The sequence below is a fragment of the Streptomyces sp. NPDC007157 genome, from assembly GCF_040634235.1.
Classification (GTDB): domain Bacteria; phylum Actinomycetota; class Actinomycetes; order Streptomycetales; family Streptomycetaceae; genus Streptomyces.
In genome coordinates, this window is sequence record NZ_JBEYFE010000061.1 from 1 (window position 1) to 11,364 (window position 11,364).

General features: G+C 72.7%; 8 protein-coding genes and 3 pseudogenes. 6 read left to right on the forward strand and 5 right to left on the reverse strand.

The genetic code is table 11. The annotated features are described in order from the left end of the window. Positions 1 to 83 precede the first annotated feature (83 nt). Positions 84 to 1,826, reverse strand: coding sequence for a lysine--tRNA ligase (lysS, locus tag ABZ642_RS46180; RefSeq protein ID WP_360497696.1), 1,743 nt, complete (start codon positions 1,824 to 1,826; stop codon positions 84 to 86). Between the two features lie 339 nt (positions 1,827 to 2,165). Between lysS and argS the strand changes: the two genes are divergently transcribed. Beyond that, positions 2,166 to 3,923: an arginine--tRNA ligase gene (argS, locus tag ABZ642_RS46185; RefSeq protein WP_360497699.1), complete on the forward strand. Its 1,758-nt coding sequence runs from the start codon at positions 2,166 to 2,168 to the stop codon at positions 3,921 to 3,923. Positions 3,924 to 3,961: 38 nt separating this feature from the next. On the opposite strand, the gene ABZ642_RS46190 is transcribed toward argS, so the two are convergent. Further along, positions 3,962 to 4,411, reverse strand: coding sequence for a peptidoglycan-binding domain-containing protein (locus tag ABZ642_RS46190; protein WP_360497702.1), 450 nt, complete (start codon positions 4,409 to 4,411; stop codon positions 3,962 to 3,964). Positions 4,412 to 4,634: 223 nt separating this feature from the next. Between ABZ642_RS46190 and ABZ642_RS46195 the strand changes: the two are divergent. The 3 genes and pseudogenes from ABZ642_RS46195 to ABZ642_RS46205 all read left to right on the forward strand — a co-directional run. Then, positions 4,635 to 4,889: pseudogene (locus ABZ642_RS46195) on the forward strand (helix-turn-helix transcriptional regulator); the annotation flags it as partial. Continuing rightward, positions 4,872 to 5,117 (forward strand): annotated as a pseudogene (locus ABZ642_RS46200) (helix-turn-helix transcriptional regulator); the annotation flags it as partial. The pseudogenes ABZ642_RS46195 and ABZ642_RS46200, both read left to right, overlap by 18 nt. A gap of 78 nt (positions 5,118 to 5,195) precedes the next feature. Next, positions 5,196 to 5,969 (forward strand): DUF4253 domain-containing protein, encoded by a 774-nt coding sequence (locus tag ABZ642_RS46205; protein ID WP_360497705.1) that lies wholly within the window; start codon positions 5,196 to 5,198, stop codon positions 5,967 to 5,969. A gap of 62 nt (positions 5,970 to 6,031) precedes the next feature. Here the strand turns inward: ABZ642_RS46205 and ABZ642_RS46210 are convergent, their stop codons facing one another. Beyond that, positions 6,032 to 7,225 carry a PLP-dependent aminotransferase family protein gene (locus ABZ642_RS46210; RefSeq protein WP_360497708.1) on the reverse strand — a complete coding sequence of 398 codons (1,194 nt, stop codon included), beginning with the start codon at positions 7,223 to 7,225 and terminating at the stop codon, positions 6,032 to 6,034. A 334-nt stretch (positions 7,226 to 7,559) separates the two neighbouring features. Between ABZ642_RS46210 and ABZ642_RS46215 the strand changes: the two genes are divergently transcribed. Next, complete coding sequence (locus ABZ642_RS46215) at positions 7,560 to 7,763, forward strand: hypothetical protein (RefSeq protein WP_360497711.1); 204 nt, start codon at positions 7,560 to 7,562, stop codon at positions 7,761 to 7,763. Here ABZ642_RS46215 and ABZ642_RS46220 read toward each other — a convergent pair. After that, positions 7,709 to 9,093 (reverse strand): annotated as a pseudogene (locus tag ABZ642_RS46220) (helix-turn-helix domain-containing protein). The gene ABZ642_RS46215 and the pseudogene ABZ642_RS46220 overlap by 55 nt on opposite strands. 138 nt (positions 9,094 to 9,231) lie before the next feature. On the opposite strand from ABZ642_RS46220, the gene ABZ642_RS46225 reads away from it, so the two are divergent. After that, positions 9,232 to 9,960, forward strand: coding sequence for a DUF4232 domain-containing protein (locus tag ABZ642_RS46225; RefSeq protein WP_360497714.1), 729 nt, complete (start codon positions 9,232 to 9,234; stop codon positions 9,958 to 9,960). Positions 9,961 to 10,029: 69 nt separating this feature from the next. Here the strand turns inward: ABZ642_RS46225 and hemB are convergent, their stop codons facing one another. After that, a complete protein-coding gene (hemB, locus tag ABZ642_RS46230) occupies positions 10,030 to 11,022 on the reverse strand; it encodes a porphobilinogen synthase (protein WP_360497717.1) in 993 nt (330 codons plus the stop codon). Between the last annotated feature and the right edge of the window lie 342 nt (positions 11,023 to 11,364).

Below are 11,364 nucleotides of genomic sequence, written 5' to 3' on the forward strand. Positions count from 1 at the left end.
GCCAACTTCCGGCGCCCCCCCATCCCCGCGCCCCCCCCCCGCGGGCCCCCCACTGCGACCCCCCCTCACGCCTTCACGCCGGCCTACTCGCCGAGCAGCCGCCGCACCCGCTCCTGCCCCACGGCAAGCAGCAGCGTGGGCAGCCGGGGCCCGGTGTCGCGCCCCACCAGCAGGTGGTACAGCAGGGCGAAGAACGTCCGCTGGGCGGTCTTGATCTCGGCCGGCAGCTCCTTGGCCGTCGCGTCGGCGGAGAACCCGGCCTGCACCTTGGGCACGCCGTACACGAGGTGCGTCAGGCCGTCCAGCGACCAGTGCTCGGCGAGCCCGTCGAGCAGCAGCCGTACCGACTGCTGGGACGCCTCGTCGAGGGACTTCAGCAGTTCGGCGTCCGGCTCGTCCCGCACGATGGTGCGCTGGTCGGCCGGTACCTGGGTGTTGATCCAGGCCTCGGCCTTGTCGTACCGCGGCCGTGCCTCGTCCACCGATCCCAGCGGGTTGGCCGGGTCCAGTTCGCTGAGGATCCGCAGCGCCTGGTCCTCGTGCCCTGCGGTGATGTCGGCGACCGACGCCAGCGTCCGGTACGACAGCGGCCGCGGGGTCCGCGGCAGCTCACCGGCGGCCGTACCCACCGCACGCGCGTGCGCGGCGACGTCGCCGGGCAGCGCGGCGCCCTCGCCCACCTTCGCGTCCAGCTTGTCCCACTCGTCGTAGAGCCGCTGGATCTCCTGGTCGAAGGCGATCTTGAAGGACTGGTTGGGCCGGCGGCGGGCGTAGAGCCAGCGCAGGAGCTGCGGCTCCATGATCTTCAGCGCGTCGGCGGGCGTGGGCACGCCACCGCGCGAGGACGACATCTTCGCCATCCCGCTGATGCCCACGAACGCGTACATCGGTCCGATGGGCTGCTGCCCGCCGAAGATCCCGACGATCTGCCCGCCCACCTGGAAGCTCGACCCCGGCGACGAGTGGTCGACACCGCTCGGCTCGAAGACGACGCCCTCGTACGCCCAGCGCATCGGCCAGTCGACCTTCCAGACCAGCTTGCCCCGGTTGAACTCGCTCAGCCGGACGGTCTCGGTGAAGGCGCACTCGGTGCAGACGTACGTCAGCTCGGTGGTGTCGTCGTCGTACGCGGTGACGGTCGTCAGGTCCTTGCCGCAACCGCCGCAGTACGGCTTGTACGGGAAGTACCCGGCGGAGCCCGCGGAACCGTCGTCCTCGCCCGCCGCGCCCGAGCCCTCCTCGGCCTCCAGCTCGGCCTCGTCGACGGCCTTCTGCTGCTGCTTCTTCGCGGGGGCCTTCTTGGTCCGGTACTGGTCGAGGATCGCGTCGATGTCGCCGCGGTGCTTCATGGCGTGCAGGATCTGCTCCCGGTACACCCCGGAGGTGTACTGGGCGGTCTGGCTGATCCCGTCGAACTCCACGCCCAGCTCGGCCAGCGACTCGACCATCGCGGCCTTGAAGTGCTCGGCCCAGTTCGGGTACGCGGACCCCTGCGGGGCGGGCACCGAGGTGAGCGGCTTGCCGATGTGCTCGGCCCAGGACCCGTCGACGCCCGCGATGCCGGCCGGCACCTTGCGGTACCGGTCGTAGTCGTCCCAGGAGATCAGGTGCCGGACCTGGTGCCCGCGCCGCCGGACCTCGTCCGCGACCAGGTGCGGGGTCATGACCTCGCGCAGGTTTCCCAGGTGGATGGGGCCCGACGGGGAGAGCCCGGACGCGACGACGACCGGTTTGCCCGGGGCCCGACGCTCCGACTCCTCGATGACCTCATCCGCGAAACGGGAGACCCAGTCGGTGGTCTCGGTGCTCTGAGCCACGATCGGCACGTCCTTCTTTCTGACACGGGACAGCCGGTACGGTCGCACGGCTGACCGCTCCATTGTCCCAGGCACTACGGCATCCACGAAAACGCCTTTACACAAACGCACCCCAAGCGGCGCAGCCGCCTTCTGGGGGCGCAGCCGCCTTGGGGCCGCAGCCGCCTTGGGGAGCGCGAGGCTGTATCGACATGCGGCTCCGCCGCGCGGGCGCGACCAGCCCCCACGGCGCCGCACCCGGCAACGCGCCGCACCCCCCTCCGAGCTCTCACCCGCAAAAACCCCTTTACCCCCCGTGAAATACTGGTCGCGTCCACCCGCACCCACGAGGAGAACGGCTCCCACCCCATGGCCTCGGTCACGTCGCTCACCGATCTCGTCAATCAGCGTCTCGCGGACGCCCTCTCGGCAACCCTGCCGGAGGCCGCCGTCGACCCGCTGCTGCGACGCAGTGACCGGGCCGACTTCCAGGCGAACGGCATCCTCGCCGCCGCCAAGAAGGCCAAGGCCAACCCCCGGGAGCTGGCGACCCAGGTCGTCTCCCACGTCGTCACCGGCGCGGACCTGATCAAGGACGTCGAGGTCTCCGGGCCCGGCTTCCTCAACATCACCCTCTCCGACAAGGCGATCACCGAGAACCTGGCCGCGCGGTACGCGGACGGCGACCGGCTCGGCGTGGCGGCCAAGGAGAACCCGGGCATCACGGTCATCGACTACGCCCAGCCGAACGTCGCCAAGGAGATGCACGTCGGCCACCTGCGGTCCGCGGTGATCGGCGACGCCCTGCGCGGCATGCTCGACTTCACCGGCGAGCGGACGATCGGCCGGCACCACATCGGCGACTGGGGCACCCAGTTCGGCATGCTCATCCAGTACCTGATCGAGAACCCGGACGAGCTGTCCGCGGAGACCGACACGGACGGCGAGCAGGCCATGTCGAACCTGAACCGGGTCTACAAGGCGTCCCGGGCGGTCTTCGACGCGGACGAGAACTTCAAGGAGCGGGCCCGCAAGCGGGTGGTCGCCCTCCAGTCCGGCGACAAGGAGACGCTGGACCTGTGGCAGCGGTTCGTGGACGAGTCGAAGGTCTACTTCTACTCGGTCTTCGAGAAGCTCGACATGGAGATCCGGGACGACGAGATCGTCGGCGAGTCGGCGTACAACGACGGCATGCCCGAGACCGCCCGGCTCCTGGAGGAGATGGGTGTCGCGGTCCGTTCCGAGGGGGCCCTCGTGGTCTTCTTCGACGACATCCGGGGCAAGGACGACCAGCCGGTCCCGCTGATCGTGCAGAAGGCGGACGGCGGCTTCGGCTACGCGGCCTCGGACCTGACGGCGATCCGCGACCGGGTCACCGACCTGCACGCCACCTCGCTGCTCTACGTCGTGGACGTGCGGCAGTCGCTGCACTTCAGGATGGTCTTCGAGGCGGCACGGCGGGCGGGCTGGCTCACCGACGACGTCACCGCGCACAACATGGGCTACGGCACGGTGCTGGGCGCGGACGGCAAGCCGTTCAAGACGCGTGAGGGCGAGACGGTACGGCTGGAGGACCTGCTGGACGAGGCGGTGCAGCGGGCCGCCGGCGTCGTCCGGGAGAAGGCGCAGGACCTCACCGAGGCCGAGATCCAGGAGCGGGCCCAGCAGGTCGGCATCGGTGCCGTGAAGTACGCGGACCTGTCGACCTCGCCCAGCCGGGACTACAAGTTCGACCTGGACCAGATGGTCTCGCTGAACGGCGACACGTCCGTCTACCTCCAGTACGCGTACGCCCGTATCCAGTCGATCCTCCGCAAGGCGGGGGACGTCCGGCCCGCCGCGCACCCGGAGCTGGAGCTGCACGCGGCGGAGCGGGCGCTGGGCCTGCACCTGGACGCGTTCGGCGACACGGTCTTCGAGGCGGCGGCGGAGTACGCCCCGCACAAGCTGGCCGCTTACCTGTACCAGCTGGCGTCCCTCTACACGTCGTTCTACGACAAGTGCCCGGTCCTGAAGGCCGACACCCCCGCCCAGGTGGAGAACCGCCTCCTCCTGTGCGACATGACGGCCCGCACCCTTCACCAGGGCATGGCCCTGCTGGGCATCCGGACGCCCGAGCGGCTCTGAAGCCTGAAGCCTGAAGCCGCCCGGGCCGTCCGGGCGGCTCAGCAGTAGGCGTTGAAGTCCCAGAACGCGGCCTTGGTCGCCGGTCCCGCGACGCCGTCGACGTCGAGGTTGTAGCCGTACTGGTTCAGGTAGCGCTGCAGCGCCCTGATCGTGTTCGGTCCGACGACGCCGTCGACGGTACCGGCGCCCAGGCCCTGGTCGTTGAACATCTGCTGGGCCGCCTTCCAGCTGTTGGTGCCCAGCTGCCCGTCGATCGTGCCGGGGTTGTAGCCCCACCTCGCCATCCAGCACTGCCAGTTCGCGGCGTGGGCGGTGTCCAGGCCGAGGTTGTTCACCGCCTGGATGGCGGCGGTCCGGGAAGTCACCGCCGCCTTGGCGGCCGGCTGCGAGGCCGCGAAACTCGTACCCGCGGCCGCCAGGCTTCCGGCGGCGAGCCCCGCCACGGCGGCGACACTGACGAGGGTCCTGGCCACAACGTTCGATCGCATGCGTTCCTCTTTCCGGTCGCGAGAACAGATCGACACGAGCGTGCGGGCCGGACGACGGTGGAAGCCACACCTCCCCCACAAGTGACGGCCGGGCGGGACGCCGTACCCGTTGACCTGCGCGAACGCCGTCCGCCACGGCGGTACGACAGGACGGCCACCGCCGGACTCATACGGGCACCGCGCCCGATCCGTCAGCCGGACAAGGACGACGATCGGGGGATTCATGTCGCGGCACGGGAGCGCGCTGCCTGTCGAACTGGAGCCTTGTTTACGGCTGTTGACCGTGCGGTTGCGCCGGCTGAAGGAGCGCAGCGGGCTGAGTCTGCACCGGCTGGCGTCGCACACCGGGTACAGCCCGAAGTCCTGGGAGCGCTATCTGGCGGGCCGTTCGCTGCCGCCCCCGGAGGCGGTGGCGGCGCTGGCCCGGCTCGGCGGCGGCGATCCGGTGGGGCTGCTCGCGCTGCACGAGGTCGCGGCCCGGGGCGGCGACACGGAGGCGGTGCCCGCCGCCCTGCGCACGTTACGGGACCGCACCGGGCTGAGCCTGGCGGGGCTGGCGGCGAAGACGACGTTCAGCAAGTCGTCCTGGCAGCGCTATCTGGGCGGCCGTGCCCTGCCGCCGCGCGCGGCCGTGGAGCAGCTGTGTGCCCTGGCCGGTGAACCGGCGGGGCGCTGTCTCGCACTGCGCGAGGTGGTCGCGGCGCAGGGGTACGGCGGGGGGTGACGGGACCGCTTCCCGTGGTCGCCAACGTCGTTGTCAGTGGCCGCCCTTACAGTCTGTGGCATGGCGACTCTTCCCAACCCGCTGCCCAAGCTGGCGACCGACCCGAGCGGTCGGTCCCTGGGGCTCCAACTCCCGCCCGGGAGACTGCTGGACGAGACCCTGGACGGCCCGTGGCACCAGCCGTTGCTGTGGTACGCGGGGCAGCCCGCCGGTCCCGGGACCTGGGCGGCGCTGGGTACGCCGGCCGCCCGCGCGGGGCTGCTGCCGGTGCTGATCGACGTCTCCGAGGTCGACGACTGGGACTTCGCGCCCGAGGAGACGTCGTACCCGGGGGACCACGACGCCGACGAGGTGCTGGAGGACTACTGGGAGGAGGACCCGCCGGACGGCGAGGAGTGGCCGGGGCTGGCCCTCGCCCCGACGCTGGTCGCCGACCCGGACGCGCGGGCCGCCGACGTCGCCGACGCGCTGAGCCAGGGGCGGCCCTGGCTGAAGGAGCCGCACCTGGCGCTGGTGTCGGCCCGGCGCAGCGCGGACATACCGGCGGCCGTCGGCTGGAGCGGGCCGGTCAACTACGAGGAGGACGTGGCCCGGCTGTGCGCGGTGCTGCGCTCCTGGGAGGACCGCTTCGGGATCCGGGTGGTGGCCCTCGGCCTGGACCATCTCGCCGTCTCCGTGGCCGCCCCGCCCGCCGACCTCGACGAGGCGGAGGCGGTGGCCGCCGAGCACTTCGCGTTCTGCCCGGACAGCGTGCTGCCCGGCGCCGACGACACCCTGTCGTCGTACGCCGAGCAGCTGGTCGGCGAGCGGCTGTGGCACTTCTGGTGGGACTGACCCGGTGGGGCTGAGCCGGTGGGACTGACCCGGTGGGAGTGCCCCGGTGGGACGGAGCCGCCTCAGCCGCTGAGCCCCGCGGCCAGCCTGCGCAGGCCCTCCCCGATCTCCTCGGGTGTCTGGGTCACGAAGCACAGGCGCAGGGTGGAGCGGTCGGGGTCGGCGGCGTAGAAGGGCTCACCGGGGACGTAGGCCACGTCGTGCTCCACCGCCCGGCGGAGCACGACGGTGGTGTCGTACGGCTCCGGGAGCCGGGCCCAGAGGAACATGCCGCCCTCGGGCCGGTTCCAGGTGGAGCCGGCCGGCAGGGCGTCGGCGAGGCCGGCCAGCATGGCGTCCCGGCGTGCGCCGTACACGGCGCGCACGGTGGCGACATGACCGTCCAGGACGTCCAGGTAGCGGGCGGCGGCGAGCTGGTTGAGGGTCGGGGTGTGCAGGTCGGCCGCCTGCTTGGCCACCGCGCAGGCGCGGCGCAGCGCACCCGGGGCGCGGAGCCAGCCGAGGCGCAGGCCGGGTGCCATCACCTTGGAGAAGGAGCCGAGCAGGACCACCCGGTCCGCGGCGCCGGGGAAGGACGCGATCCAGGGGACGCGGTCGCCGTCGTAGCGGAGTTCGCCGTAGGGGTCGTCCTCGACGATCCACAGGCCGTGCCGGGCGGCGGCGGTGGCGAGGGCGGCGCGGCGGGCGGCGGGCATGGTGCGGCCGGTGGGGTTCTGGAAGGTGGGGACGAGGTAGAGGAGTTTGGGCCGCTCGGCGCGGATGAGTTCCTCCAGGGCGGCCGGGTCGACGCCGTCCGCGTCGCCCGGCACGGGCAGGATCCGGGCGCCGGCCAAGCCGAACACCTGAAGTGCCGCCAGATAGCAGGGGCTTTCGACGAGGACGGTGTCACCGGGGTCTATCAGCGCGCTCGCCAGGAGGGAGAGGGCCTGCTGGGAGCCGGTGGTGATCAGGAGGTCGTCGGGGTCGGTGGGCAGACCCTGTGCGGTGACGCGCGCCGCCAGTCCGGATCTCAGGGCCGGCTCGCCCTCCGTCGTCGAGTACTGCAACGCCCGCTCCGGCGACTCCTCCAGCACCGCCCGGAAGGCGGCCGCGATGCCCTCCCGGTCGAAGAGTTCGGGGGCCGGCAGCCCGCCCGCGAAGTTGATCACCTCGGGGCGTGCGGTCACCGCGAGGATCTCCCGCACCGGCGAACCGCCGACGGCACGGGCACGGGCCGCGAGCGGCGGCAGGGCGGCGGGGGCACTGGTGGCGGTCATGGACGGCTCCTCGGGCTGATCCTCGTCTTGACCGGAGCCTAGAGAGACAGATGCCGTCTACACCCGTGATTCCGCGATACGGACGAACCACGCCCGGCCCCCGATCCGGGCACCCGGGCGTCCCGTCCCGGCGTCCCGCGGGATGGGATCCGTGCAGGTCGGGCGTGCGGACCGGGCTCAGCCGTCCCGAATCGTCCGGGAGGTCTGGCGGCCCGGGCGCCCCGGCCCACAGGCTGAGGGCACACCGAGATCGCCGACCACGCCGATCGTGTCGAGCACGCCGAGCACCGCCGAGCACCGCCGAGCACGCCGACGACGCCAAGGGAGCCCTCGCATGTCCGCCGCCCAGCACCCCGCCCCGGCCGCCCGCCGCCGCCGTCTCCTGGCGGCGGCAGCCCTGGCGCTGGTCACCGCGACCGCCCTCAGCGGCTGCCGGGACGGCGAGGGCGTACGCGACGAGGGCCCCTCGGCCGCGTCCCGGTCTCACCCCGCCGACGACGCGGTCCGCCAGGCCTCGCCGCCCAGCGGGAACTCGTAGGCGGGCCGCCCGTTGTTCCCGCTCGTGCGGAACGGCCGCCCCTTGTCGTCGATCCGCAGCGTCCCGTGCCGCGACCCGCTGGACCAGGACAGCTCCAGGTACCAGCCCACGTAGTACGCCGAGGCGTCGGCCCTGATGTAGAACACCTCGGGATCCGACTCGCTCACCTTGAAGGGGAAGTCCCGGTGCCCGGCCTCCGGCACGACCGCCGGCCGCATCGCGTCCAGGGCGACGGTGAAGGAGCGGGTGGGCACGTTCCCGCCGCAGCCGACGCCCGGGTAGCCCATCGCGTAGTCGTTCCAGGCGAGCGGTGAAGTCCGCTCCGCCGTACGGACCGTGAGCCCTTCCAGCACCACGGACTCGCTGCCGCTGCCCTGCACGGTCAGCGTGACGTACTGCTCCCCCGAGGAGACCGCCTGATGCGCGGTCACCCACGCGGTCGCGTCGGACTCCAGCGGCGGCGGCGCCACATCCGCCGGGGCCCGCTCGATCAGGTAGTGCTGGGAGCAGGGGCTTTCCCAGCTGTAGGGCTGGGTGTTGACGGTGAGCGGGGGCGCGGCGGTGCTGTCGTCCGCGGTGGCCGAGGAGCCGGCCGAGGCGGTGTCCTCGGCCGGACCGGCGGCCGGGGCCGAGGACGAGGCGGAGGGGGTCCGCGAGGCGGCGGACGAACCGGCCGTCGGCGCCGTCGAGGAGCGGTGCGTGCGGTGCGGAGCGGCGCCGGCCGCGGTGGTGACGCCCGCCGGCCCCGTGCCCTTCTCGTCCGTCCCGCCGGAGGGCAGCTGTACGGCGGCCAGGGCGGCGCCGAACAGGGCGACGACCGCGATCCCGGCGAGGAGCGCGGGCCGCCGAACCCGGCGGCCACGCACGGCGGCGCCCGGCCCGACCACCACCTCCGGCACCGGCATGGGGTCAGACTCCGGCACCGATACGGGCTCCGACTCCCGCTCCAGTCCCGGTTCCGGCTGCGCTGATACCACTGCCTCGGCCGGCTTCTCGGGCCTCTCCGGCTTCTCCGGCCTCTCCGGGGTGTCCGCCTTCCGTCCCCGTCCCGCATCCGCCAGCACCCACCGCCGATGCAGCTCGACGAGTTCCCCGGGGTCGGCCTTGCAGAGCCGGGCGAGACGTTCCACGGGGGCGTAGTCCGCCGGTATGGCGTCCCCGTTGCAGTAGCGGTGCAGGGTCGAGGTGCTCATGTGCAGCCGCTTGGCGAGCGTGCCGTAACTCAGTCCCGAGCGGTCCTTCAGCTCCCGCAACAGCTCCGCGAAGCCGCTTCCCGCAGCACTGTCCGACACGGTTCCTCCGTCCCCCGCGTCCCGTTCCCACGTTCCAGGGAAGGGACGTTCTCCCAGGTCAAAGCCGATATGGCCGTTCCAGCGTCCCTGATCGTCCGGCAACTGTGGCGGACGGGACGAAGCGGCCCACAGGCTGTGGCCATCCAAGCACGCCGCCACTCGAAAGAGGATTCGCCATGCGTACCGCCCGCCGTGTCCGCCTGCTCGCCGCCACCGGCGCCGCCGTCGCCGCCCTCGCCCTCACGGCCTGTGAGAACGGAACGGGCGCACGGGACGAGGGAGCGTCCCGGCCGACGACGACCACGTCGACGTCGACGGCAGCGACGCCGAAGCCCTCGGGGACCGCCGACGGCGGCACAGGCACCGGGACGAGCACCGGCACCGGCACCGGCACCGGCACCGGAAAGTCCACGCCCGCACCCGTGAACGACGCGACCACGAAGACGCCGAGCGGCGGCGGCAGCGGCGGCAAGTCCGACCCCGTGCTGTGCAACGGCTCCAACACCGCCGTCACCGTCCAGCCGCTCTCCCGTCCGCTGAACCACATGCTGATCACGGTGAGGAACACCGGCAGCAGGACCTGCTACCTCACCTACTACCCCGTGCTCCGCTTCGACGAGATGCAGTGGGTCCCGCAGCCCGCCGAGGAGACCCACCCGCAGGCGGTCACCACCCTCGCCCCTGGCGAGTCCGGGTACGCGGGCGTGCTGCTGTCCGCGGCCGACGGCAGTGGCGACGGCGGTACGACCGGCCGCAAGCTGGTCGTCGCCTTCCAGGGCATGTCCCCGAACAGCGGCGGCGGTGCCTCGGCGACGCCGTCGCTGCCGGCGAAGGGCGTGTACTACGACAGCTCGCTGCGGGTGACGTACTGGCAGCAGGACCGCGACGACGCCCTCAACTGGTGAGCGAGAGGCCCGAATTGGCAGTGCCCGCCGCGAGATCTCGCAGCGGGCGCCGGCCCTTGGTCCCGAGGCTCAGCCGAGCATCCGGGCGGCCTCGACCGCCCAGTACGTGAGGATGTTCTGTGCGCCGGCCCGCTTGATGCCGGTGAGGGTCTCCAGGATGGCCCGGTCCCGGTCGATCCAGCCCTTCTCGGCGGCGGCCTCGACCATCGAGTACTCGCCGGAGATCTGGTAGGCGGCGACCGGCACGTCCACGGCGTCGGCGACCCGGGCGAGGACGTCGAGGTAGGGCCCGGCCGGCTTGACCATCACCATGTCGGCCCCCTCCTCCAGGTCCAGGGCCAGCTCCCGCATCGACTCCCGCACGTTGGCGGGGTCCTGCTGGTAGGTCTTCCGGTCCCCCTGGAGGGACGAGCCGACGGCCTCCCGGAAGGGTCCGTAGAAGGCGGAGGCGTACTTCGCGGTGTAGGCGAGGATCCCGACGTCCTCCCGCCCGATCTGGTCGAGGGCGTCGCGGACGACGCCGATCTGCCCGTCCATCATCCCGCTCGGCCCCACCACATGGGCGCCCGCGTCGGCCTGCACCTGGGCCATCTCGGCGTACCGCTCCAGGGTGGCGTCGTTGTCGACGCGGCCCTCGGCGTCCAGCACCCCGCAGTGTCCGTGGTCGGTGGTCTCGTCGAGGCAGAGGTCGGACATCACGAGCAGTTCGTCGCCGACCTCGGCCCGCACGTCCCGCAGGGCGACCTGGAGGATCCCGTCAGGGTCGGTGCCGGGTGTGCCGAGGGCGTCCTTCTTGCCCTCCTCCGGCACCCCGAACAGCATGATCCCGGAGATGCCCGCCTCGACGGCCTCCAGGGCCGCCTTCTTCAGGGTGTCCCGGGTGTGCTGCACGACGCCGGGCATGGCGGTGATCGGCACCGGTTCGCTGACGCCCTCGCGGACGAACGCCGGGAGGATGAAGTCCGCGGGGTGCAGCCGGGTCTCTGCGACCATGCGCCGCATGACGGGGGTGGTCCGCAGCCGCCGCGGCCGCGTGCCGGGGAAGGAGCCGTACTTCGTCATGCCCCTACGCTACGCCCGTCACCTGGGCGCGCTTGCCGACGTGGCGTCGGCGCTCGGGCCCTCCTGGCCGCAGTGGCGGACGAGGGCCAACGACGCGCCCCGGCAGGGGCGCGGGGCTGTCTCAATGTGCGGCTACCGCCGGGCGGGATCAATGTGCGGCTACCGCCGCGCCCGCACGACAAGTCCCACCGGACCCGCGGACGAACCACAAGGGGGGTGGGGGGGGGGGCCCCCCCCCCCCCCCCCCCCCGCCCCCCCCCGGGGGGGGGGGGGGGGCCGGGCCCCCCCCCCCGCCCCCCCGGCCGCGCCCCCCCCGCCCCCCCCCCCCCCCCCCCCCCGCGC

Bases quoted from the DNA above. Each gene is read 5' to 3' on its own strand.
- ABZ642_RS46190 (WP_360497702.1), bottom strand. From the start codon at position 4,411: ATGCGATCGAACGTTGTGGCCAGGACCCTCGTCAGTGTCGCCGCCGTG.
- ABZ642_RS46205 (WP_360497705.1), top strand. From the start codon at position 5,196: ATGGCGACTCTTCCCAACCCGCTGCCCAAGCTGGCGACCGACCCGAGC.
- hemB (WP_360497717.1), bottom strand. From the start codon at position 11,022: ATGACGAAGTACGGCTCCTTCCCCGGCACGCGGCCGCGGCGGCTGCGG.
- ABZ642_RS46225 (WP_360497714.1), top strand. From the start codon at position 9,232: ATGCGTACCGCCCGCCGTGTCCGCCTGCTCGCCGCCACCGGCGCCGCC.
- ABZ642_RS46210 (WP_360497708.1), bottom strand. From the start codon at position 7,225: ATGACCGCCACCAGTGCCCCCGCCGCCCTGCCGCCGCTCGCGGCCCGT.
- ABZ642_RS46215 (WP_360497711.1), top strand. From the start codon at position 7,560: ATGTCCGCCGCCCAGCACCCCGCCCCGGCCGCCCGCCGCCGCCGTCTC.
- argS (WP_360497699.1), top strand. From the start codon at position 2,166: ATGGCCTCGGTCACGTCGCTCACCGATCTCGTCAATCAGCGTCTCGCG.